Genomic DNA, 23,430 nt, shown 5'->3' on the forward strand with positions numbered 1-23,430 from the left:
AAAAGCCGTCGGCTTTTGTCGGAAAATTAATCAGGAATCATTCCCGGATATTGCCGGCCCGTCTGGCGGCTAGAACAGCTTGGGCATCTTATGCTCCCGCCACTTCTTGCGCGTTTTCATGGTCCAGAACTCAGCCATGCCGTCGCGGCGCAGGCGCAGTTGCCAGGCAGCCAGAGGCTGGCCCAAGCGGTAGCCGGTGCCCTGCCCCTGCGGAAACTGCTTTTGCAGGAAGGCATAGTCGGCGGCGGCAATGTCCTTGCCCACCTCGCCGTGGCAGCGCAGGCACAGTTGGTTGTTCAGCACAATGGGGCGCTGGTAGAAAAATACCTCCTGCGATTCCCGCTTCACAACGCGCAGGGTGTCCGCAGCCATTTCGGCCGCCGCCAGCGTGCCTTTGTTGGCCGGGTTGCGCGGGTGCTCGCTCACGCGCCGGGCCGTGGCCTTGAGCACCCGGGCCAGCGAATCGACAGGGCCGTAGGTTTCGGGGCGGCAGAAGGCCGCCGCCCGGGCCACGCCCCCAGCGGCCAGCTCGCGGGCCAGGGTGCGGCGCAGCAGTGTGTCGGCAGTGGCGCTGAGCGAGTCGCCGGCCCAGCGGGTGGCGCGCAGCAGGTCGTTGGGCATGATGCGCTTTACCTCCCAGTTTTCGGCCTCAATGCCAATGCGCTTGCTGTCCTTGAGGTGTTCGACCTGGTCGGGCCGGCAGGCAGAGAAGCCGAGTGCCAAAGCCGACCAGGCAATTAAATAGAGCAGGGTTTTCACAAACGCGGGCGTGGGGTGAGTTTCCAACAAAGGTCTGGCTGGCCGCGCCAATGGCCCAAGCTGGCCGCCGGACTACATCAAATGGGCTTTCAGCGCTTCGTAATCAACCGAAATAGGCACGCTTCGTTTGGTGCGGCCCTGCAGGGCCTGCACCACCTCGGGCAATTGAATGGGCCGGCCCAGCACGGGCTCCACCACGTCGGGAAACTTCACGGGGTGGGCCGTGGCCAGAATCATCCCGGCCGCCCCGGGATGCTGGGCCTGGTAGCGGCGCAGGGCCATGTAGGCCACGGCACCGTGCGGGTCGAGCAGGTAGCCATGCTCGTTCCACACCTGTCGGATGGTGGCCACGGTGTCGGCATCGCTCACTGTGTCGGCGCCCAGGGCGGCGCGCATCTTGGTCAGGTCGTTGTCGAACAGCTCCAGGATACGCACGAAATTGCTGGGGTTGCCCACGTCCATGGCGTTGGAGAAGGTGGGCACGGCGGGCCGGGGCGTGAAGGTACCCGTGCGCAGGTAAGCAGGCACGGGCTCGTTGGCATTGCAGGCCGCAATGAAGTGCCCCAGCGGCAGCCCCGAGGCCTGGGCTAGCAGCCCGGCGCAGATGTTACCGAAGTTGCCGCTCGGCACCGACACCACCGGCGGCGCGGCCCCTTCCGGCCACTGCTGCATGGCAAAAAAGTAGTAGAGCTGCTGCGGCAGCCAGCGCGCCACGTTGATGCTGTTAGCCGACGTAAGGAAGCGCTTTTGTGACAGCTCTTTATCCAGGAAAGCCTGCTTCACCAGCGCCTGGCAGTCGTCGAAAGTGCCCTGCACTTCCAGTGCGGTAATGTTCTGGCCCAGTGTGGTAAGCTGCTGCTCCTGCACCGGGCTCACCTTGCCCGAGGGGTAGAGGATGACCACCTCCACACCCGGCACACCCAGAAAGCCGCTGGCCACGGCCCCGCCGGTATCGCCGGAGGTGGCCACCAGCACCGTCACGGGCGGCGTGTCGCCGCGCTGCGCGAAGTAGCCCAGGCAGCGGCTCATAAACCGCGCCCCCACGTCCTTGAACGCCAGCGTGGGCCCGTGGAACAGCTCCAGCGCTGCCACGCCCTCGGCCACTGGCACCAGCGGAAAGGCAAAATCCACCGCCTCGGTGCAGATGCGGTGCAGGTCGGCGTCAGGGATGGTGTTGCCCACGTAGGGCTGCATCACGTTCATGGCCACGGTAGCCTTGCTCAGCGTGCGCAGCTCGCGCCGGAAGCCGGGCAGCAGCCTGGGGATGGTTTCGGGGAAGTACAGGCCGCCATCCGGCGCCTGCCCGTTGATGGTGGCCTGGCGGAAATCAACCAGCGGCGACTGGTGGCGGAGGCTGTAGTATTTCATGCAGATTATAGTCTTTTGAGACCGTCATGCCGAGCGCAGCCGAGGCATCTCGCGTGCTATAGTAAATCAATCGTTAGACGAATGCGAGCGAGATGCCTCGGCTGCGCTCGGCATGACGGTCAAGGCGAGTTGCTACTCCGCCGAAACCACATACGCCCCCTGCGCCCCCACTGGTCCAACGTATACGTTGAATTCTATCCCTAACTCAGCAAACACGCCGCCCAGCGCCGCACCTACGGCTTGCGCGGTGGCCTCATCCCGGTTCAGCATAAAGATGGACGGGCCCGAGCCAGAGATACCGCCGCCGATGGCCCCGGCCGCCAACGCGCGCGTTTTCGCTTCAGCCAGGCCCGGGATGAGCGGCAGCCGGGCCGGCTCCACAATGTAGTCGTCGAGCGAACGGCCAATCAGGTCGTAATCAGCCGTGAGGAAGCCGGACACCAGGCCCGCCACGTTGGCCCATTGCCGCACGGCCAAGCCCAGTGGCACCTCCTTAGGCAGCACTTTGCGTGAGTCACTGGTTTTCAGCTCAATCTGTGGGTGCACCACGGCTATCCACAATTCGGGGGCAGGCAGCGCAACAATGTCAATAGTCGGCTGCAAAGCCCGCACCACGGTGAACCCGCCGAAAATGACGGGCGCGATGTTGTCGGCGTGGCGGGCGCCGGATGCTAAGGCCTCCCCTTCCATCGCAAAATCCACCAGCTGCATCTTGCTAAAGCGGTTGCCCAGCAAGGCATTGGCTGCCACCACCGCGCCGGCCGCGCTGGCGGCGCTACTGCCCACCCCGCTGCCCGGCTTGATGCCTTTGCTTATTTCCACGTCGAAGCCGATGGCTTCGGGCACCTCTTTTAGCAGCGCTTGCAGGGCCACGCCAGCCACGTTTTGCTGCGGGTCGGTGGGCAGTCCGTAAGGGTCGAGGTGCTGAATACGGATGCCGGGCGTGCTGCTCCGCGTGAGGCGAATAGTATCATAAGGCGCGGAAAGGGCCAGGCCCAGCACATCGAAGCCGCAGCCGAGGTTGGAAAGTGTGGCGGGTGAGTGAACGAGAACAGAGGTAAGCATGAATTGTAGCGTGGACTCTGCGAGTCCGCGCATGAAATAGTGAGGATTCAAGATATGAGGGCATGCGCGGACTCGCAGAGTCCACGCTACAATCTGGCGGCGCGGATAATATCCGCGAATACGCCAGAAGCCGTGACCTCCGCCCCTGCTCCGGCGCCCTTCACCACCAGCGGCTGTTCCACATACCGGTCGGTGTAGAAAAGCACCACGTTGTCTTTGCCGCGCAGGTCGTAAAGGTCGTGGCCGGACGCTATTTGTTGCAGGCCCACGGCAGCGTGGCCGTCGGCGTAGCGGGCCACAAATTTCAGACGTTTGCCGGCACTTGTCGCCGCATCGTACAGCGCCTTGAAGTGCGCTTCGTGGGCGGCCATCTGGGCGTAAAAGGCCTCCACGTCGCCTTCCAAGCAAGCGGGCGGCAGAAAGCCTTCGATTTTGATATCCGCCATTTCCATCACCTCACCGGCCTCGCGGGCCAAGATGAGGATTTTACGGGCCACGTCGGTGCCGCTCAGGTCGAGGCGCGGGTCGGGCTCGGTGTAGCCTTCGGCCTGGGCTTGGCGCACCACTTCGGCGAAAGGACGGCTGCCGTCATAGTTATTGAACACGAAGTTGAGCGTGCCCGAAAGCACGGCCTCCATGCGCCGCACTACGTCGCCGCTGCGCGTGAGGTCGTTGAGCGTGCCGATGACGGGCAGGGCCGCACCCACGTTCGTCTCAAACAAATAACTGGCGTTGAATTCCTTCGACAGGCTTTTGAGTTGGGCGTAGTGCGCGTAGTCCGACGAGGCCGCCACCTTGTTGCAGGCCACCACGGCCACGCTCTTGGCCAGCAAGTCGGCGTAGATGTCGGCGGTGGCCGGGTTGGCCGTCACGTCCACGAAGATGGAATTGCGCAGGTTGCGGCTAATGATGAGCTCCTTGAACTCGGCCAGCGTCTGGGCGGACGCCTGGGCCAGCTCTTCGGGCCAGGCGGTGAGGTCGAGGCCGTTTTCATCCACTAGGCAGTGTCGGCTATTGGCAATGGCCACCACGCGCACCTGCAGGCCGAGCTTTTCGAGCAGGTGCGGCTGCTGCCGGGCCAGTTGCTCCAGCAGCTTGCTGCCCACGTTGCCCGGGCCAAGAATGAACAGGTTCACCTGCTTCTTAGTGGCCTCGAAAAACGCCTCATGCAGCACGTTGATGGCCTTGCGCACGTCCTGCGCTCGAATGACGGTCGAGATGTTCTTCTCCGACGCACCCTGCGCGATGGCCCGGATGTTCACCCCGTTCTGACCCAGCGCTCCAAACAGCTTGCCGCTGATGCCGGGGTGGTCTTTCATGTTCTCGCCCACCAGCGCCACAATGGCTAGGTCGCGCTCCGGCCGCAGCGGCTCAATTCGCCCGGCAGCTATTTCAGTAGCAAACTCTTCGTCCACGGCCACCTGTGCGGGCGCGGCGTCCTGCGCGTTCACGCCCACGCAAATGGAGTGTTCCGAAGAGCTTTGCGTAATGAGAATCACGTTGATGCGCTCGCGGGCCAGGGCCTCAAACAGTCGTTTCGAGAAGCCGGGAATGCCCACCATGCCGCTGCCTTCCAGGTTGAGCAGCGTGAGGTTGCCAATGCTGGAGATGCCTTGCACCACCGTGGCGGCGCGCGGCGGTGCCACTTCCACCAGCGTGCCGTAGTCGTCGGGGGCGAAGGTATTCTTAATCCAGAGTGGAATGCCGCGCTTCATCACCGGCTGAATGGTGGGCGGGTAGAGCACCTTGGCGCCGAAGTGCGACAGCTCCATGGCCTCTTGGTAGCTGATGCGGGCAATGGGCCGGGCGCTGCGCACCAGGCGCGGGTCGGCCGTCATCATGCCGCTCACATCAGTCCAGATTTCCAGCTTCTCGGCATCGAGCGCGGCGGCCAGCAGGGCGGCGGTGTAGTCGGAGCCGCCGCGGCCGAGGGTAGTGGTGTTACCGTGGGCATCAGCGGCAATAAAGCCGGGCACTATCCAGGAATCGCCGGGGTGTAGGGCCTGAAATTCTTTTACTAACCGACTTGTGGTAGCAATGTCTACTTCGGCATTGCCAAAACGCGAGTTGGTCCGGATGAGCTGACGGGCGTCGGCCCACGCCGTATCAAGCCAGAAGCTGTGAAAGTGCAGCTCCACCAGTTGCGACGACAGCAGCTCGCCGTAGCTCACCAGCCGGTCCAGCGTGCGGCTCGACAGCTCCTGCAACGACGCAATACCGTCGCACAGCCGGTGCAACTCCAGAAAGCCGTCCGTAATCACGGCGGTAGCGGTGTCCAAGGGCGCGGGTGGCAGCTGGAGCTCCTCGGCAGCCGTCAGGTGGCGCTGTTCTAGTTCCTGCAGGATGTCCTGATAAGCGAGGTTTCCCTCGGCCGCCGCTCGGCCGGCTTTAATCAGGGCGTCGGTGGTACCTCCCAGTGCCGACACCACCATTACCACCGGCCCGTTTTCGAGCGCACGCAACCCGATGTCGCAACTCTTGGCAATATTCTCGGCGGAAGCCACCGAGGTGCCTCCGAATTTCAACACTTGCATAAACTCCGGCCGCGGGGCCGCTGTTGGGTGAAGATGCTGAATGAACCCCTCGCCTACATAGCGGTGTTTAGATTCAGTATCTTTGCAAACTACTGACTAATTCCTGAACACCGATGCTCGATAAATTAGAAGCCATCAACCAGCGTTACGAGAACGTGAACGAGGAGCTGATGCAGCCCGACGTGATGTCGGACTTGAAACGCTATAAGGCCCTGAATAAAGAATACAAGGAATTGGGCAAGATTGTGGCCGAGTACCGCAACTACCAAGGCGTGCTCAGCAACATCGACAACGCCCGCGAGGTCATTGCTACCGAGAAAGACCAGGACTTCCGCGAGATGGCCAAGGCCGAGCTCGACGAGCTGCTGCCCGAGCAGGAGCGCCTCGAAGAAGTCATCAAAGACCTGCTGCTGCCCAAAGACCCCAACGACTCCAAGGACGTCATCGTGGAAATCCGGGCCGGCGCGGGCGGCGACGAAGCCGCCATTTTCGCCGGCGACCTGCAGCGCATGTACATGCGCTTCGCCGAAAAGCAGGGCTGGAAAATGGAATTGATTGACGCCATGGAAGGCACCGCCGGCGGCTATAAGGAAATCATCGTGGCCGTGCGCGGCGAGGACGTGTACGGCAAGCTCAAGTTCGAATCGGGCGTGCACCGCGTGCAGCGCGTACCAGCAACCGAAACCCAGGGCCGCATCCACACCAGCGTGGCCTCGGTGGTAGTGATTCCGGAAGCCGAGGAATTCGACGTGGAGCTGAATATGAGCGACATCCGCAAGGACTATTTCTGCTCCAGCGGCCCCGGCGGCCAGTCGGTGAACACTACCTACTCGGCCGTGCGCCTCACCCACTTGCCCACCGGCCTCGTGGCCCAGTGCCAGGACCAGAAATCGCAGCTCAAGAACTTCGACAAAGCCCTGGCCGTGCTGCGCTCCCGTGTATACGAGATGGAGCTGGCCAAGAAGAACGAAGCCGACGGCGCCGTGCGCAAAAGCATGATTGGCGGCGGCGACCGTTCCGATAAAATCCGCACTTACAACTACCCGCAGGGCCGCGTCACCGACCACCGCATCGGCTACACCGTGTACAACCTGGCCAGCGTGATGGAAGGCAACGTGGACGACTTCGTGGAGCAGCTCCGCTTGGCCGACAGCGCCGAGCGCCTGCAGGAAGGCGTAACGAAGTAAGTTTGACGAAAGGGCCGGCCAACGCCGGCCCTTTTGCTGGCATCGCAATTCTTTTCCGGTCTTTGTCGTTTGTTTGCCGCGCCACCAACTGGGGCGCCCGTATCTATGCGCTACCTCTTCCCGCTGTTCCTCATTTTCAGCAGCTGCCTCACCTTCCTGCCCGGTTGCGAGCCGAAGGAAGACCTGGTGCAAACCACCGGCAAGCTGGAGTTTGACCGCGACTCGGTGAAGTTCGACACGGTGTTTACCACCATCAAAACCGTGACGAAGCGCCTGTGGGTGTACAACCGCAACAGCAGCGCCGTGAAAACCGACGTTAGCCTGGCGGGCCAGCAGGGCAACACCTACTCGCTCATCATCAACGGCGACGCGGGCAACACGGCTAGCGGCGTCACCATCCGCGGCAACGACAGCCTGCTGGTGCTGGTGCGCGCCGTGCTGGGCGACAACAGCACCACCAAGCCCTTCCTGCTCGAAGACCAGATTAACTTCCGCACCAACGGCAACGAGCAGAACGTGAAGCTGGTGGCCTATGGGCAGAATGCGTATTTCCACCGGGCTGATATAATCGACATACCGACGGGCAATAGAACGAAGGTCTGGCGCAACGACAAGCCCCACGTTATCATCAATACCCCCTACAAGCAGGGCACCAACACGTTTGATATCGGGGTTTACGTGGAACGCGGCTCGACCCTTCTGATTGAGCCGGGCGCGAAAATTTATTGTCACGCGGGCGCTACCATTCAGGTAAATGGCACGCTGAAAATCAACGACACGAACAGCCCGACGGCCGGCGACACTACGGCCGCGAAGCGCCTGACGGTGCTTTTCCGAGGCGACCGGCTGGAGCCGTTCTACAATGAAATTCCCGGCCAATGGGGCGGCATCTTCTTCACGGGCACCAGCCGCAACAACGTCGTTCGCTACACCGAAATCAAAAACGCCAACTTCGGCTTCTCCCTGCTCAACACCGATGCCACCAACACCACGCCGCCCGATTTGCAGCTAGAAAACGTGGTGATACGCAACATTTCCGGCTCCAACCCCAGCTACGTGGGCACTGGGCTGCCGCCGGGCGGCATCGTCGGCGTGCGCAGCAGCATCACGGCCACCAACTGCCTGCTCACTAATTGCGGCGAGTACGCCGTGCGCGGCTACGGTGGCACGTTCAACCTCAACTTCTGCACCATTGCCAACTACACGCCCTCGTTCCAACGGCAGACTTCGTCGGTTTCCTTCTCCAACGAGTTGCGCGATGACCAAGGCAACCCGCAGTATTTTTCCCTGGTAGTCAATCTGACCAATAGCATTGTTTGGGGCAACTACGAGAACGAACTCGAACTTGTAAATAGCGACGACTACCTCGCCACCCTCAACATCCGAAACACGCTGCTGCGCACCAAGGATTTCCAGGCCACCACCAACGCCCCCAAAAAACCCGGCCTGGGCGCCCAGTCTCTGGCTAACCTGGTGCTGGTGACCGACCCGCTGTTCATCCGCACCTCGCTCACTAGCAGCCTCCCCAATTATCGGTTGCAGCCCACTTCGCCCGCCCGGGGGCGTACGCCGGCACCGGGCACCACCGTGCCAAGCAACGATTTGCCAAACCGGAGCCGCCCAGCTACGCCATCCAATCCAGCGCTGGGTGCCTACGAATATCCCAAGTAGTTTATTCGACCCGCGCCGCCGCCGCATAACGCAGCGTATCGAACAGCACCAGCTTCTGGGTACCTGCCACTTTGTAGGCCCGTAGCTGCCCGTCGCTCAGCTGCAGTTGAAGCTGCTTTTGGGTTGAAAACAATGGGTTGTCCTGGTCGATGCTAGCCGCCACGTCCACCGGAGCACCGTTTTGCTGCACCACCGTGAGACGGGCCACTGGGGCGTTGGGCTGGCCGGGCCGGCGGGTGTAGGTGCGGCGCAGCAGCCCGCCCGGTAGCACCACCGAATCGACGGCGTAGGCCCCGCGTAAAGCCGCTTTGTTGATGTCGGCCTGAAAGAAAATCTGCAGCTCATCGGCCCACTTCACGGCCGGCACCCGAACAATTTCGGTGGCTTGGCTGCGCAGGCTCACGCGCTTGGTCACAGCAGCCCGACGCTGCGCTAGCTGCGCAATCTGCTGGTCGAGCAGACCTTTTACGTCGAAATACAGAGGCCGGCGCGCAGCGGGCGCGCTGGGGCCGGCATCGCTGCAAGCCGTGAGCCAACCCAGCCCAGCCAGTACCGCAGCCACCCGGGCAAGCACGCGCTTACGCATTCGGCGCGGCCGGACGGAGGATGCTCAGGCCCGTCATTTCCGCCGGTTTGGGCACGCCCATCAGTTCCAAGATGGTGGGTGCGAGGTCGCCGAGCTTGCCATCGGCCAGCGTCCCGTGGTAGTTGTCATCCACCAGAATGCAGGGCACCAGGTTGGTGGTGTGGGCCGTGTTGGGCGAGCCATCGGCGTTGCGCATGTACTCAGCGTTGCCGTGGTCGGCAATGATGATGCTGGCGTAGCCGGCGGCGCGGGCAGCTTCCACCACAGCGCGGGCGCAGGCGTCAGTCGTCTCCACGGCCTTCACCACTGCCTCAAACACGCCGGTGTGGCCCACCATGTCGGGGTTGGCAAAGTTGAGCACCACGAAATCGGCCGAGCGGGCCTGCAGTTCCGGCACCAAGGCGTCGCGCAGGTCGGCGGCACTCATTTCGGGCTGCAGGTCGTAGGTAGCCACTTTGGGCGAGGGACGCAGGATGCGCTTCTCCCCGACAAACTCGTTTTCGCGGCCACCGGAGAAAAAGAACGTGACGTGCGGGTACTTCTCGGTTTCGGCAATGCGAATCTGGGTTTTGCCGTTTTTCGACAGTACCTCGCCCAGCGTATTATCCAGGTTGTCCTTCTCAAAAATGGGCGTCACACCCACAAAAGTGTCGTCGTAGTTTGTCAGCGTGAGGTAATGCAGGTTGAGGCGGTGCATCTGGAAGGCATTCATGTCCTGCTGCGTCAGTACCTCCGTAATTTCACGGCCCCGGTCGGTGCGGAAGTTGAAGCACAGCACCACGTCGCCCTCCTGAATGGTGGCCAGCGGCTGCCCGTCGGCCCCGGTTTTCACGATGGGCTTCAGGAACTCGTCGGTCACGCCGTCCTTATACTGCTCCTGCACGCTCTGAATCAGGTTTTGCGAGGGAGTGCCCACGCCGTTCACCAGCAGGTCGTAGGCCACTTTCACGCGCTCCCAGCGGCGGTCGCGGTCCATGGCGTAGTAGCGGCCCACGACCGAGGCGATTTTGGCGCCGTTGCGCTCGTTGTGCTGCTCCAGGTCGTTGATGAAGCGCACGCCGCTCTTGGGGTCGGTGTCGCGCCCGTCGGTGAAGGCGTGCACATACACACGGCGCACGCCGGCTTCGTGGGCAATGGTGCAGAGGGCTTTCACGTGGTCGATGTGCGAGTGCACGCCGCCGTGGCTCAGCAGGCCAATGAGGTGCAACGGCTTGTCGTTGGCCACGGCGTACTCAAACGCTTTCACCAGCGCGGGCATCTGGCCCAGCTTGCGCTCCCGAATACTCTTGCCGATGCGCACCAGCTCTTGGTCGACCACGCGGCCGGCCCCGATGTTCATGTGGCCCACTTCGGAGTTGCCCATCTGGCCTTCGGGCAGGCCCACGGCCTCGCCCGATGCCTGCAATTTGCTGTGCGGGTAGCGCTGCAACAGCTCGTGGTAGAACGGCGTATTAGCGGCGTCCACCGCCGATACGGCCGTATTCGGGGCAATGCCCCACCCATCCAGAATCACCAACAAAACCTGTTTATTCATGCCGCGAAGATACGGCCAGCCCGTCGATGGGTTGAAATTATCTAACTTTGCAACGGCTTGGCGTTGTTTTTCTTTTCGTTAAGTTTGACGACGCCTTTTTTGCCATAGTTTGCCGGTCGATTCACTTCTTGGCACCATTTTCGCTCCAAGCTATTCGCGTATGACGCACTTATTACCCTTATAATGAAACGCTATTTTGTTAGGACGCTATTCTTAGGATGGCTCTTTCTGTTGGTTTCCGTCGCGGCGCACGCGCAGTCCGATAACCTTTCCGCTGTCCGCGCCGCCCTCCGCAATGGCTCTTCCCGCGAGTTGTCGCAGTACTTCGCTCCCACCGTCGAGATTGGTTTTGATGGTGACAAGCAAAACTATAACTCCACGCAGGCCGAGATTGTGATGAAGGACATCTTCGCCAAGAATGCGCCCAGCACGTTCGAGTTCATCCACCAGGGCCAGAGCAGCGAAGGCATTCAGTACGCCATCGGACGCTACACCGGCCGCAGCGGCACCTACCGCTTGTATGTGAAGCTCAAGCCCACACGCGGTACCCCGCTGATAGACACACTGGATTTCACGAAAGAATGATTGAAGCCCCGACCTGAGTAGGTCGGGGCTTTTTTGTGGCCAATGGCTGTTATCTAAGCGCCATCGGTCATCCTGAGCGCAGCGAAGGACCTTCCCACGCTAAAAGAGTCTGAGGTGAGAAGGTACCTCGCTGCGCTCAGGGTGACGGACGGCGTTCTAGATGACAGACGGTTTCCGTTCAGTTTTCCCAGCCGCCGCAGGGGCCGTACCTTTGCCTTGTGCAAAACCTTCCCGCCCCGTACCTCACGCCCGAAGCCCTCACCACCTTCATCCGCACGGCCCTGGCCGAGGATGTAGGCGACGGCGACCACTCGGCTCTGGCCGCCATCCCGGCCGATGCCCGCAACCGGGCCCACCTGCTGGTGAAGGGCGAAGGCATTCTGGCCGGCATGGCCCTGGCGCCGCTCATCTTCAAGGAAGTAGACTCCAGGCTGCAGATGACGCCCCTGTTGGCCGATGGCACCCGCGTGAAGCACGGCGACATCGCCTTTACGGTGGAAGGCCCGGCGGGCAGCATTCTCACGGCCGAGCGACTGGTACTCAACTGCATGCAGCGCATGAGCGGCATCGCCACCTACACCGCGCACCTTAATAATCTGATTGCCGGCACCAGCGCCAAGCTGCTCGACACGCGCAAGACGACGCCCAACTTTCGCCTCTGCGAAAAGTGGGCCGTGCTCATCGGCGGCGGCGTGAACCACCGCTACGGGCTGTTCGACATGATTATTCTGAAAGACAACCACGTGGACTACGCCGGCAGCATCGGTGCGGCCATTGCCGCCACGCACGCCTACTTGAAGGAAAAGGGCCTGCAACTACCTATCGAAATCGAAACCCGCTCGCTGGACGAGGTGCAGCAGGCGTTGGACGCCGGCGGCATCACGCGCATCATGCTCGATAACATGAAGCCCGACCAGCTGCGTGAGGCCGTGGCCCTGGTGGCCGGCCGCTACCCCACCGAGGCCAGCGGCGGCATCACCGAGCAAACCATTGCCGAAGTGGCCCAAACGGGCGTGGACTACATCTCGGTAGGGGCGCTCACCCATTCCGTCAAGAGCCTAGATTTGAGTCTGAAAGCATATTAAATTAGACCGTCATGCAGAGCGCAGCGAAGCATCTCGCGTGCTCAAGTGACTCAATCATTAGAATTTACTGCTGCACGCGAGATGCTTCGCTGCGCTCTGCATAACGTTCCGACGTTTCAATTACACTGAATAAATGAACCAACCCAACCAACGGGGCGGAAGCGGCGGTTTCCGCCAGGCACAGCAGGCTTCGCCGCTGGCTATTCGCACCAAAAAGACGCAGCTCACCACCGACGCCTACACCAAGATGGTGATGGGCGAGGTATGGAAAAAAGACTGGCCCTATGCCCTGATTCCGTTTGTGCTGGGGCTACTGCCGGCCCTGTTCCTGCCCTCGTGGTGGTGGATAGCACTGGCCGTAGTGCTTACCATCCTGTTCGTCCTGTTCCGCTCGGCGCAGGTCACGGGCATCACCCAAATGGAGCAGAGCAAGCCGTTGTTTGAGCGCATGGCGTTTGAAATGGATAACAAGCAGCTCCTGCTGCGCGTAGGCCCTGAGAAGGAAGGCAAGGCCATGCAGCTGACCTGGGACATGATAGACCGGGCCCGCCGCGACGCCGACGCCTACCTGCTGTACCTGAAGCCCGGCACGCCGCCGGAAGGGCTGGCGGCGTGGCGCCTGTGGCTGGCGCGTACGTTTGATGTGCCGGTGTTTTTACATTTGCCGTTCAAAATCTTCAACGCCGACAACGACCGCAAGCTGTTCGAGGCCCTGTTGCGTCGCAAAAACCTGCTGCCGGCCGAGGCCGGCGCGGCTACCGTTTAAAATTTCAACCCCTGCTTATTTTACTTCGATGAAATTGACCTCCACCCTGTTGCTGGCCGTTTCTGCCGCTACTTTGGCCCTGACCTCCTGCAGCAGCGAGCCCTCCGACTGGCGCCCGGACGAGAAAGTGTCGCTCGACCAGGTAGCCCCCGGCACCCGCAACGACGAGAACTACGACCACTCGGTGCCCAATGGCTCCATCGAAAACATGCACTCGCCGCTGATGAAGGCGGCCGAAGCCGGCAACCAGGACCCCGCCACGGCCACCACGCAGGTAACGCCGGCCTCCGCTACCTCGGCGAATGCCGAAGAGGGCATGATTAAGCGCGGCCAACTGCACGACGCCGGCAAATCGACGCAGGCAGACACGGCCGAAAACGGCCACCAAATGCAGCGCTAACCCGCGCGGCTTCGTTCGGTTATCATCATGGGTGGCAGCTTTGCCCGCCGGCTGGCGGTAGCAGGGCTGCCGCTTTGCGTCATTATCAGAATGAGGAATGAGGAATGGAGAAGGAGAAATTGATGCCTGGGTGGCCCGCTTCTCCTTCCCCATTCCTCATTCTTCATTCCTCATTTTTTCTGTATGGGGTTTGCAATTTTCTTGCTGCTGCTCACGGTGTTGAGTGCCGGCGCGGCGGCCGCGTGGGTGCCGGGAAAGTACGGCAACCAGTGGCTGAAGCCGCTGCTGGCGTTTAGCGGCGCGTATCTGTTCACGCTCACGGTCACGCACATTTTGCCCGAGGCGCTGCAGCTGCTGCCGGAGCATTCGGAGCGGGTGGGCTACTGGGTGCTGGCGGGCTTTTTCGGGCAGTTGCTGCTGGAGGTGCTGTCGCAGGGCGTGGAGCACGGGCACGTACACCACGAGGCTGCCCACGGGCACGACGCGCCAGGCCGGGTACCCTTTCTGCTGCTGGGGGCGCTGGTGGTGCACTCGTTTCTGGAAGGCAGCATCCTGGTGAAAGAGCCGGCAGTGGGCGACATCAGCCAGAATTTCTACGCCATTGTGGTGGGCGTGGCCCTGCACCACATGCCGGCGGCTTTTGCGCTGGCCACGCTGCTACGGCTGCGGCTGGGCAGCTTCCGGCGCGTGTGGCCGGGGCTACTGATTTTCGCACTGGCGTCGCCGGTGGGCATCGTTTTCAGCAACTACGTGGTGCTGAGCAAGCTGCTGAGCAGCGGATTGTACGCGGGGCTGCTGGGACTGGTGGCGGGCAATTTCCTGCACGTTTCGACCACCATTCTCTTCGAAACCAGCCCCGAGCATCGTCTCAACTGGCCCAAGCTGGCCGCTACGCTGGCCGGGCTGCTGCTGGCACTGGCGGTGGCGTAGCGGGAGAAGGGAGAAAAAGAACGTCATGCAGAGCGCAGCGAAGCATCTCGCCTGCAATGGTAATCCAATCGATAAGATTTACCACTGCAGGCGAGATGCTTCGCTGCGCTCTGCATGACGGATTGGTATTGACGCTCTGATTTTCCTACCCGAAATCTTCCACTGCCCCACTGCCGCGTAGGAAGTTTTCCAGCTGGCGCGCGCGGGCGGTTTCGCTAGCCAAGAGCGCCTGCAGGCGCACCAGCCGCTGGCGCATGGCTAGGATTACATCGAGGGCTTCGGGGGCCAGGCCTAGCTCGTGGTGAAGGCGGGCGAGGCGGGGCAGGTCATCGGGCTCGTCGACGATGACGGTTTCGGGCGCGGGGGCTGAGCGGAGCAGGCCTGCGCGCAGGAAATCCTGCAAGGCCAGAACGTCGAGTCCGTAGCGGGCCGAGCATTCCTGGAAGGTGAGGGTGATGAGGTGTGTTTCCATGGCGACGAAACAGGGGGTTAGGCGTCGGGCCGAAGGGCCGCCAGCTGCTGAAACAGTTCTTTTTCCTGGTCGGTGAGGTGCTGAGGCAGCGTCAGGTTCAGGCGTAGGTACAGGTCACCAAACTGGCCCTCCTTGCGGTACACGGGAAAGCCTTTGCCGCGCAGGCGCAGGCGAGTGCCGTTCGGAGTTTCAGGTTTGAGCTTGATTTTGACGGGGCCGCTGAGCGTGTCGACCGTTTGCTCGCCGCCGAGCAGCGCCTTGTAAATGCTCACGGGCACGTCCTGGGTGAGGTCGTGGCCGGTGCGGGCGTAGCGGGCATCGGGCCGGATGCGGAAGGTGATGAGCAGGGAGCCGTTGGGCCCACCGTTGCGGCCGGGGCCGCCCTGGTCGCGCAGCCGGATGGTCTGGCCGTCGGCCACGCCGGGCTGAATGGTGATGCGCAGGTTTTTGCCGTTCACCGTGATGGTGCGCGGGCCGCCGTGGTAGGCTTCCTCCAGGCTCAGTTCCAGTTCGGCCTGGTAGTCCTGGCCGGCGCCGGGGCGGCTGCTGCGGCCGCTCCCGCCGCCCATGTTGCCAAAGAGCGAGCCGAAGAAGTCGGAGAAGTCTTCGCCCTCGCCAAAACCGCCCCCGAAACCGCCGCCCCCGCCGCCTTGGGTGTACTGGCTCCAGTCGAAGCCGCCACCGGGCTGGCCGCCGCGGCCAGCCCCGCCGCCGGGCTGCTGCTGGTAGCGCTGCCAGTCGGCCCCAAACTGGTCGTACTTCTTGCGCTTCTCGGGGTCGCTGAGGACCTCGTTGGCTTCGTTGATTTCCTTGAATTTCTGCTCGGCGCCTTTGTCGTTGGGGTTCACATCGGGGTGATGCTGGCGGGCGAGCTTGCGGTAGGCTTTCTTGATTTGCTCGGCGGTGGCCGTTTTGTCGAGCCCTAGCGTTTTATAATAGTCTTTATAGTCCATTGCCGAAGAAGGTTGAAGATGGCCGGAACGCGGCCGGGCAGCAAGTTATTCGGTATTCGTGCATTCGAGGCTCCTGGTTGCAGCGCGATGCCGGTGCCCACTGCAAGCTGGCTTATACCGCCGCAAATGCCCAGGTGAAGCAGTTCAAATCCCAGATACGCGCCGCACCGTACGGATGCAAGGCAATAAATGGGCATCAAAATTGATTAGCTACTTTTTACTCAACTTTTTTTGGACAAAAGACAGCCAACGCAAACCCGCAAAACCTTTTTATATTTTGCACTCGTACATTAAGACAAGATGAAGGCGAATGCAATAAAATGTGTAACTTGCGCTCTATTAACGATTCATCCACTGCTTAACTTATTCTATTTTTAACTTTTCCATGAAATACCCACTCATCATTCGGAGCATTATTGCCTTGTTCTTTTTGACGGGCACCGTGGCTCAGGCACAAACTAAATTGCCGCCCCGCCGCCCGGGAGGCGCTGTGCCCGCCCGGGCCAAGCTCGCCGCCAACGGCGAAGGCCGCAAAGACGGCCTGACCATGGACAAAGGCCGCATCATCCTCACCGAGTTGGGTGTCTCGAATCCGCTTACGGCCGACAAGAAGCTGATTAACGGCACCACCATCAGCACCACGGGCCTGGTGACGGCCACCAACGGCACCACCACCCAGATAAACGAGGGCGACCACGTGTCGCTAAGCGGGCGCGTGACCACCCGCCGGGAAATTGTGGTGGCCGATAGCCTGGCCAAGCTCCGGTCTTTCGATGCCTTGCACCCCGGCAAGCGCGATAAGATGGAGAAAGAGCGCGAGAAAAAAGAAAAAGCCAAAGCCAAGCTGGCCGAGGAGCGCCTCAAGAACAAGGAGAAAGCCGCCGAGCGAGCCGCCCGCCGCAAAAAGTAATAGTTGGCTTCACTAGCCGGCCCCGCGCCGCCTCGCCTCCGGGTGGGGCGGCGCTTTTGCTTTGGGGCCCACTGCGATTTGTGTTGCAGTTGCGTGGTTTTGTGTAGTTCTGGCCCGGCGCACGGGTCGGAGCTTTGTGCTGCTGAAAAGCATTCACTTTAAACCACATCAGGATGAGCAACATCAAACGAGTAGCCTTGGGCAGCCAGGGCCTGGAAGTACCGGTAGAAGGCCTGGGCTGCATGGGCATGACGGCCGGCGTGAACGGCATGAGCGTGTACGGGGAGGCCGACGAGGCCGAAAGCATGGCCACCCTGCACCGGGCCCTGGAACTGGGCGTGAACCTGCTCGACACAGCCGACCTATATGGGCCCATGCTGAACGAACGGCTGGTGGGCCGCGCCATTGCCGGCCGCCGGCAAGAGGTGATTCTGGCCACCAAATTCGGCTTCGAAGTCGATGATGCTGAAACCTGGACCGGCGGCTACAATGGCCGGCCCGAGTACGTGCGCAAGAGCATCGAACGCTCCCTGCGCAACCTCGGCACCGACTACGTGGACCTGTACTACCTGCACCGCATCGACCCGAAAACGCCACTGGAAGACACTGTGGGCGCCATGAGCCGGCTGGTGGAAGAAGGCAAAGTGCGCTTCCTGGGCCTGAGTGAGGTGATGGCCGACGAGCTGCGCCGGGGTCACGCGGTGCACCCCATCACGGCGCTGCAAACCGAGTATTCGCTCTTCGACCGGGGCGTGGAAGCCAACGGCGTGCTGCAGGCCACTCGGGACATGGGCATCGGCTTCGTGGGCTATTCGCCGCTGGGCCGGGGCTTTTTGTCGGGCGAAATCAAGACGCCCGACGACTTCGAGTCCAACGACTCGCGGCGTTTTTTCCCGCGCTACCAGGGCGAGAACTTTTACAAAAACCTGGAGCTGGTGGAGAAGCTGCAGACGCTGGCGCAGGCCAAGGGCGTGACGGCGGCGCAGCTGGCCCTGGCCTGGGTGCTGGCGCAGGGCGTAGTGGCCATTCCGGGCACCAAGCGGCGCAAGTACCTGGAGGCCAACGTGGCGGCGGCCAGCCTCACGCTTAGCCCGGCCGAGTTGGCGGAGCTGGAAGCCATTATGCCCATCGGCAGCCAGGCCGGGGCAGCTTACCCGGAAGGGTTTTAGCCGAACGGGGAAATGACGAACTTGCTGGCCATTTCCCCATAGCGCATGGAACATTTTGTTGGCTACCGCGAGCTGCAGGTGACAGACCCCGAGCTGAACCTCACTTTTCCCCTGCGCGTGCTTTATCCTAGCCCAACGCCCAGCCGGGCCGAAAGCGTGGGGCCGTACACGCTGGATGTGGCGCGGGAGGCGCCCATTAGCCCGGGCGGGTTCCGGCTGGTACTGGTGTCGCACGGCACTGGCGGCTCGGGGCTGGTGTACCGGAACTTGGCCCACCACCTGGCCCGCCACGGCTTCGTGGTGGGCCTGCCGGAACACCCGCACAATAACCGCGACGACGACTCCTGGGCCCACACGCCCCAGAACCTGCGGGCCCGGCCGCGGCACCTGCAACTGTGCATCGATGCCTTGCTTCAGCAATTTCCATCTTCGCTGAAACCAAGTGCGGTGGGGCTCATTGGTCACTCAATGGGAGGCTACACGGCTTTGGCGCTGGCCGGCGGGCAACCAACCGCCACACCGCGCGACACGCCCGATTGGCAGAACCGGCCTATTCCGGTGCCGCACGACGAGCGAGTGAAAGCCTTGGTGCTGCTGGCGCCGGCCACGCCCTGGTTTATGGCCGAGGGCGCTTTGCGCGCCGTTCGGGTGCCCATCTTGTTGATGGAGGCGGAAAAGGACGAGCACACCACGCATTTCCACACCCAAGTTGTGCTGAACGGTGTGCCCGACCAGCAGCGGCTCACCCACCGCGTGGTACCCAATGCCGGGCACTTCGCCTTCCTGAGCCCGTTTCCGGCGGCGCGGGTGAGTGCGGCGTTTCCACCGTCGCAAGACCCGCCGGGTTTCGACCGGTTGCAGTTTCACGAAGAGATGAATGCGGAGGTGCTGGCGTTTTTGACGCAGGAGCTAGACGTTGATTGATTTCAAAAAACAGGATATGAAACAGGTTAGCAAAGACTTCCGCGTGCTGCCAACCGTCACAGACTACACGCGCTTTTGCGGGTGCCCGGCGCCAGCTCATCCCCTGCTCACCATCATCGACCTGACCGAAACGCGCGGGCAGGCGCGGCCCACGGGCCTCACGCCGGTGGTGCCGCAGCTCTACAGCATCTGGCTGAAAAAGGGGTTGAAAGGCAATATTCACTACGGCCGGCAGTCCTATGATTTTGGCGAAGGCGTGCTGGGGTTTCAGGCGCCGGGGCAGGTGTTCGCCATTGATGAAACGCTGGATTTATCGGAAATCAGCGGCTGGATGCTGGTGTTTCACCCCGACTTGCTGACAAAGTACCCATTGGCCAAGAAGATTCTGAGCTACAGCTTTTTCTCTTACGACGTGCATGAGGCGCTGCACCTCTCGGCCAAGGAAGAAGCCGTGCTCGACGGCCTGCTGCGCAACATGAAGGCCGAGTACGAGCAGCCCATTGATGCCTTCAGCCAGGACGTACTCATTTCGCAGCTCGACTTGCTGCTGAGCTACGCCAACCGCTTCTACCACCGCCAGTTCCTGACCCGGCGCACGCCCGAGCACGACCTGCTCAGCCGTTTCGAGGGCCTGCTCACCAGCTACTTTGCGGCGGAGGACGCGCGGCCGCTGCCCACCGTGCAGCATTTCGCCGATGCCCTGCACGTGTCGCCGGCCTACCTCAGCGACATGCTGCGCAGCCTCACCGGCCAAACCACCCAGCAGCACCTGCACCACGCCCTCATCGAGCAGGCCAAGCACTTGCTGCTCAGCACCTCGCTCACAGTGAACGAGGCCGCGTTTAGGCTGGGTTTTGAGTACCCGCAGTATTTCACGCGACTGTTCAAGAGTAAGACCGGGCTCACGCCGGCGGCCTTCCGGTTTTCGGTGCAGTAGACACGCGGCGGTGCCCACACGGATTGCGGAGCTTACGGCTACCTTCGCAGGCCTTACGTATTCCCGCTCATGCTTTTCTATACTGTGATGAAGCCGTTGGTGCAGGTGGCGCTGCGCGTGTTCTTCCGGCGCATGGAAGTGCGGCACCGCGAGCGGCTGAACCAGCCCGGCCCGCTGCTCTTTGCCGGCAACCACCCCAACACCCTCATGGACCCGCTGCTCACGGCCATTCACACCCGGCAGCCGGTGGCTTTTCTGGCCAAAAGCACGTTTTTTGTCAACCCCATTGTGCGGGCCATCATGCAGTCGGGCAACTCCATCCCCATCTACCGGCGGCAAGACGCTGAAGTGGGCGGCGCTCCGGCCACGCCCGAGCAAGTGATGGCCCAGAACGAGGCCGTCTTCGGCCGCTGCTACGACTACCTCGACAAGGGCGGTACCATCATGATTTTTCCGGAGGGCACCAGCGTGAGCGAGCGCCGCCTGCGCCCGCTCAAAACCGGCGCCGCCCGCATTGCGCTGGGCGCCGAGGCCCGGCACGGCTTCAAGCTGGGCCTGAAGGTGGTGCCCATTGCCACCAATTACTTCGACCCCAGCCGCTTTCGCTCCGACGTGCTGCTGAACGTGGCCCCGCCCATTGTGGTGGCCGACTACGCCGCTGCCTACGCCCAGGACCCCGAAGCCGCCGCCGACCAGCTCACCGACGCCATCAGGGAGGCACTGGAGCGGCGCCTGGTCATCACCCGCGACGCGGCCGAGGACGCCTTTGTGCAGCAGGTAGAGCGCACCTTCGGCAGCCACCTCAACCCCGACGACGACCCCACCACGCTCTACGACAACTTCCAGCTCAGCCAAACGCTGTTGCAGGCCTTGGCTTGGTTCGAGCAGCACGCTCCTACCCGCTTAGTGGCCATGCGCCTGCAGTTCCAAACCTATCTGGAAGACCTGCGCCGCCATCACCTCACCGACGAGGCCGTGGAAGGCCAAAGCCGCGGCACTTTCGCGGGCCTGCTCAACTTGTTTCTGGGGGTGCCGGTGTGGCTCTACGGCGTGCTGAACAACTACCTGCCCTACATCCTGCCGTCCGTCATAGCCAAACGCGCCACCAAGGAGGTGGAGTTTGTGGCGCCCATCATGCTGGTGGTGGGCATGCTCACCTTCCCGCTGGCCTATGCGCTGCAGGCGGCCGCAGTGCAGCACTGGCTCACGCACGACTGGCGCCTCACGGCCCTTTACGTGCTCAGCCTGCCCCTCACCGGCTTCTACGCCCTTAGCTACTGGACCACCCTGCGCGCCCGCCTCGAGCGGCTGCGGGTGCTGCGTTTCTTCCGCGCCACGCCCACGCTGGGCGAGGAGCTGCTGCAGCGGCGCGCCGGCTTGGTGCGGCAGTTGGAGGAAGCACGGAAGGAATACCTGGCGGGCCGGGAAAAGGGCTAAAGTGCCGTTTGTCATTGCGAGCGGAACGCAGTGAAGCGCGGCAATCCGTCCTGTCAACACCAGACCCGTTCTTTTGTGACAAAGCCCCGGCACTGTGCAGTGTCGGGGCTTTTTAGAGATTCATCAGGCTCCCCTCTCCTCAAGGAGAGGGGCTGGGGGTGAGGTTTCCCGGAGCTGGGGCGGTCTGGTAAAAGAAAACGTCTGGTGTTGACAGGCCAGATTGCCACAGCCTACGGCCTCGCAATGACAAATGGCCCTATTCCAACGGCATCTGCCCGAACCACATAGTCTTCCCGCTCTTATTCTCGCCGAAATACACGATGCTGTTTTTGCCGCCCATGGGCAGCTGCGGCATCGAGTTGTTGAGGAAATACTGCTCGTTGCCAAACTTGGCGAAGTTGCTGAGCTTGGCCGAGGCCAGGTCAATTTTGGCCACCGCCGGGTAGTAGAGCACCTTGGCCGTGCCCGATTCCATGCCGCTCAATTCGCGGACGCCCGAGATTTCGCCTATCATCCAGTACACGCTGCGGCCGTCTTGGCCCAGGTAGGTGTGCTGCTCGTTGGGGTTTTGCTCGCTGTACTTGTTGTTTTCCTGGCGGCGCACGCCGTACTGGGCCCGCAGCTGGCCCTTATTGTCGAAGTGAAACATCATCACGTCGCGGTAGTCTTTCAGGGTTTCGGTGGTGCTCATGGTGGTGCCGCCCTTGCCGGCCAGGCTCATTAGCCCCCCGGCCAGCCCCCCGCCGCTCGATGCCGTTTTCGGCGCCCCGCCAATCAGGCCCTTGCGCTCAAACTTGAACGCCTGGCCCTGAATGAGCAGGTCTCCATTAGGCAGGATGCTGCCGCCCGTCACCTTGAAGCGTTTGCCGGTGTATTCGGGCGTGCGCTTTTGGGCCGGTGGGGTTTGCAGCTTCTTCTCAAACTCATCAATGGGCGTGCTAGTGACGAAGCGCACCGCACCGTCCTTAATCTGGGCCAGCTGGAAATTCTTGGCCTTGAAGGCTTCTTCCTCGGGCTCGCGGTTGCCGCCGTTGGCCGCCTGCGAGGGAATATACTTGGCGAAGTACTCGTCGGCCTTGTCGTTGGCCGGCCCGAAGATGGACAGCGTGCCGTCGGCGCTTTGGGCCATGCCGTTCACCAGCCAGGCCCCGTTGGGCGAGGGCAGGGCCACCCGGGCGCGCTCCTTGGTGTCGGCCCCCACCCGCACGAAGGCGTAGTTGGTGGGCGCGTCGGCGGTTTTCTTGCCGCCCACCGGCGAGGGCGCAAACACGAAGCCCAGGTCGTATTCAGGGTCGGCGCTGTCGTCGGCGTCTTCGTCGCGGTCGCCCTGCGGGTCCAGCTTCTTGGCTTCGACCACGCTCATGGGCTTGTCAAAGTTCAGCGGCGTGTCGGCCACTAGGTCCAGGTCTTTGTTGAACTTGAGGACGTGGAACTCCTTGTACATCTTCATGGGGTCCATGCCCTTGCCCAGCTTGTCTTTCACCGAGGTGAGCACCACTACGGTACCGGTCTGGTCGTAGTCGGCGTGGGCCAGGTACTGGTAGTAGGCGCCATTGTCGCCACGGGGCTTCACCTTTTCCAGGATTTCGACCTTCTTGTTGTAGCCGCCCCACACCCAGTCCCACTTGTAGTGCACCTGCTTGCGGCGTAGCACCAGCGTGCCCATCATGTTGGGCTCCACGGTCACGCCCAGCACGTCGTAGAGGTCGCCCTTGTAGCGCTTCACTTTCTCCACGGGCTCCTCGCTTTCGTCCATGCCCTTGAAGTTGAATTGCTTATCGAAGTGATACGTCTCGAACTTCACCTTGCGGTTGTTGGCCTTGGTGCAGAACACGAGGTCGACCTTGTTGGTCGGCTCGTCAATCTTCACATCGTCGAGAAAGCCGCGCTTGGCCTTGCCCGATACATCGTGGGTTTTCTCAAGGGCCAGCTTCTGGGCCAAGGTGGGAGCAGGGAGCAGCGCGGCGACTACGGCAACAGCCGGCAGCCAGCGCCCAGGGGCGTGGGGTTTCATAAGCACGAACAGAAAAAGGATGGAGGGCACGGCCAACGCATTGGCCTTCACAAAGGAACCGGCCCACCCCACCCCCGTCAATCCGTGCCAATGGGCATTTTCCCGTCCGTGCTGGCACGGAGCCGCCAGCCGTAGCAGGAACAA

Annotated in this window: 21 protein-coding genes; 12 read left to right on the plus strand and 9 right to left on the minus strand. The window is 62.0% G+C overall.

Going from position 1 to position 23,430, the window contains the following annotated elements; all coding sequences use genetic code 11:
- Positions 1 to 69 precede the first annotated feature (69 nt).
- From I2I01_RS13865 to thrA, 4 genes are all read right to left on the minus strand, one after another.
- On the minus strand, positions 70 to 759 hold the full coding sequence (locus I2I01_RS13865) for a c-type heme family protein (RefSeq protein WP_196287077.1): 690 nt from the start codon (positions 757 to 759) through the stop codon (positions 70 to 72).
- A 72-nt stretch (positions 760 to 831) separates the two neighbouring features.
- The gene (gene thrC, locus I2I01_RS13870; protein WP_196287078.1) at positions 832 to 2,127 is read right to left on the minus strand and encodes a threonine synthase; all 1,296 of its coding nucleotides are present in this window, start codon (positions 2,125 to 2,127) and stop codon (positions 832 to 834) included.
- A 132-nt stretch (positions 2,128 to 2,259) separates the two neighbouring features.
- Complete coding sequence (locus tag I2I01_RS13875) at positions 2,260 to 3,192, minus strand: homoserine kinase (RefSeq protein WP_196287079.1); 933 nt, start codon at positions 3,190 to 3,192, stop codon at positions 2,260 to 2,262.
- Positions 3,193 to 3,278: 86 nt separating this feature from the next.
- On the minus strand, positions 3,279 to 5,726 hold the full coding sequence (gene thrA / locus I2I01_RS13880; protein WP_196287080.1) for a bifunctional aspartate kinase/homoserine dehydrogenase I: 2,448 nt from the start codon (positions 5,724 to 5,726) through the stop codon (positions 3,279 to 3,281).
- Positions 5,727 to 5,839: 113 nt separating this feature from the next.
- Between thrA and prfA the strand changes: the two genes are divergently transcribed.
- Entirely contained in the window at positions 5,840 to 6,913 is a 1,074-nt protein-coding gene (gene prfA, locus I2I01_RS13885; RefSeq protein WP_196287081.1) for a peptide chain release factor 1, read from the plus strand.
- Positions 6,914 to 7,018: 105 nt separating this feature from the next.
- A complete protein-coding gene (locus I2I01_RS13890; RefSeq protein WP_196287082.1) occupies positions 7,019 to 8,584 on the plus strand; it encodes a hypothetical protein in 1,566 nt (521 codons plus the stop codon).
- A 1-nt stretch (position 8,585) separates the two neighbouring features.
- Here I2I01_RS13890 and I2I01_RS13895 read toward each other — a convergent pair whose 3' ends face one another.
- Both I2I01_RS13895 and gpmI read right to left on the minus strand, forming a co-directional pair.
- A complete protein-coding gene (locus tag I2I01_RS13895) occupies positions 8,586 to 9,170 on the minus strand; it encodes a hypothetical protein (RefSeq protein WP_196287083.1) in 585 nt (194 codons plus the stop codon).
- Entirely contained in the window at positions 9,163 to 10,704 is a 1,542-nt protein-coding gene (gene gpmI / locus I2I01_RS13900; RefSeq protein ID WP_196287084.1) for a 2,3-bisphosphoglycerate-independent phosphoglycerate mutase, read from the minus strand. Before gpmI ends, I2I01_RS13895 begins: the two co-directional genes overlap by 8 nt.
- 183 nt (positions 10,705 to 10,887) lie before the next feature.
- On the opposite strand from gpmI, the gene I2I01_RS13905 reads away from it, so the two are divergent.
- The 5 genes from I2I01_RS13905 (at position 10,888) to I2I01_RS13925 (ending at position 14,470) form a co-directional block, all read left to right on the plus strand.
- Positions 10,888 to 11,289 carry a DUF4783 domain-containing protein gene (locus tag I2I01_RS13905; protein WP_196287085.1) on the plus strand — a complete coding sequence of 134 codons (402 nt, stop codon included), beginning with the start codon at positions 10,888 to 10,890 and terminating at the stop codon, positions 11,287 to 11,289.
- Positions 11,290 to 11,507: 218 nt separating this feature from the next.
- Positions 11,508 to 12,374 (plus strand): carboxylating nicotinate-nucleotide diphosphorylase, encoded by an 867-nt coding sequence (gene nadC, locus I2I01_RS13910; RefSeq protein ID WP_196287086.1) that lies wholly within the window; start codon positions 11,508 to 11,510, stop codon positions 12,372 to 12,374.
- A 133-nt stretch (positions 12,375 to 12,507) separates the two neighbouring features.
- Entirely contained in the window at positions 12,508 to 13,140 is a 633-nt protein-coding gene (locus I2I01_RS13915; RefSeq protein WP_196287087.1) for a hypothetical protein, read from the plus strand.
- Between the two features lie 28 nt (positions 13,141 to 13,168).
- The gene (locus tag I2I01_RS13920; RefSeq protein WP_196287088.1) at positions 13,169 to 13,540 is read left to right on the plus strand and encodes a hypothetical protein; all 372 of its coding nucleotides are present in this window, start codon (positions 13,169 to 13,171) and stop codon (positions 13,538 to 13,540) included.
- 183 nt (positions 13,541 to 13,723) lie between these two features.
- Positions 13,724 to 14,470 (plus strand): ZIP family metal transporter, encoded by a 747-nt coding sequence (locus tag I2I01_RS13925; protein ID WP_196287089.1) that lies wholly within the window; start codon positions 13,724 to 13,726, stop codon positions 14,468 to 14,470.
- Positions 14,471 to 14,615: 145 nt separating this feature from the next.
- On the opposite strand, the gene I2I01_RS13930 is transcribed toward I2I01_RS13925, so the two are convergent.
- Together I2I01_RS13930 and I2I01_RS13935 are read right to left on the minus strand one after the other, a co-directional pair.
- On the minus strand, positions 14,616 to 14,942 hold the full coding sequence (locus I2I01_RS13930) for a hypothetical protein (RefSeq protein ID WP_196287090.1): 327 nt from the start codon (positions 14,940 to 14,942) through the stop codon (positions 14,616 to 14,618).
- A gap of 17 nt (positions 14,943 to 14,959) precedes the next feature.
- A complete protein-coding gene (locus I2I01_RS13935; protein WP_196287091.1) occupies positions 14,960 to 15,895 on the minus strand; it encodes a DnaJ C-terminal domain-containing protein in 936 nt (311 codons plus the stop codon).
- 385 nt (positions 15,896 to 16,280) lie between these two features.
- Here I2I01_RS13935 and I2I01_RS13940 point away from each other — a divergent pair, with 385 nt between their 5' ends.
- The 5 genes from I2I01_RS13940 (at position 16,281) to I2I01_RS13960 (ending at position 21,272) form a co-directional block, all read left to right on the plus strand.
- On the plus strand, positions 16,281 to 16,805 hold the full coding sequence (locus tag I2I01_RS13940) for a DUF6799 domain-containing protein (RefSeq protein ID WP_196287092.1): 525 nt from the start codon (positions 16,281 to 16,283) through the stop codon (positions 16,803 to 16,805).
- A gap of 173 nt (positions 16,806 to 16,978) precedes the next feature.
- Positions 16,979 to 17,974: an aldo/keto reductase gene (locus tag I2I01_RS13945; RefSeq protein ID WP_196287093.1), complete on the plus strand. Its 996-nt coding sequence runs from the start codon at positions 16,979 to 16,981 to the stop codon at positions 17,972 to 17,974.
- Between the two features lie 45 nt (positions 17,975 to 18,019).
- Positions 18,020 to 18,898 carry an alpha/beta hydrolase family protein gene (locus I2I01_RS13950; protein WP_196287094.1) on the plus strand — a complete coding sequence of 293 codons (879 nt, stop codon included), beginning with the start codon at positions 18,020 to 18,022 and terminating at the stop codon, positions 18,896 to 18,898.
- A 16-nt stretch (positions 18,899 to 18,914) separates the two neighbouring features.
- On the plus strand, positions 18,915 to 19,835 hold the full coding sequence (locus I2I01_RS13955; protein WP_196287095.1) for a helix-turn-helix domain-containing protein: 921 nt from the start codon (positions 18,915 to 18,917) through the stop codon (positions 19,833 to 19,835).
- A gap of 69 nt (positions 19,836 to 19,904) precedes the next feature.
- Positions 19,905 to 21,272 carry a lysophospholipid acyltransferase family protein gene (locus tag I2I01_RS13960; RefSeq protein WP_196287096.1) on the plus strand — a complete coding sequence of 456 codons (1,368 nt, stop codon included), beginning with the start codon at positions 19,905 to 19,907 and terminating at the stop codon, positions 21,270 to 21,272.
- 256 nt (positions 21,273 to 21,528) lie between these two features.
- Here the strand turns inward: I2I01_RS13960 and I2I01_RS13965 are convergent, their stop codons facing one another.
- Positions 21,529 to 23,286: a hypothetical protein gene (locus I2I01_RS13965; RefSeq protein ID WP_196287097.1), complete on the minus strand. Its 1,758-nt coding sequence runs from the start codon at positions 23,284 to 23,286 to the stop codon at positions 21,529 to 21,531.
- Between the last annotated feature and the right edge of the window lie 144 nt (positions 23,287 to 23,430).

It is taken from the genome of Hymenobacter properus, from assembly GCF_015694735.1.
GTDB lineage: Bacteria > Bacteroidota > Bacteroidia > Cytophagales > Hymenobacteraceae > Hymenobacter > Hymenobacter properus.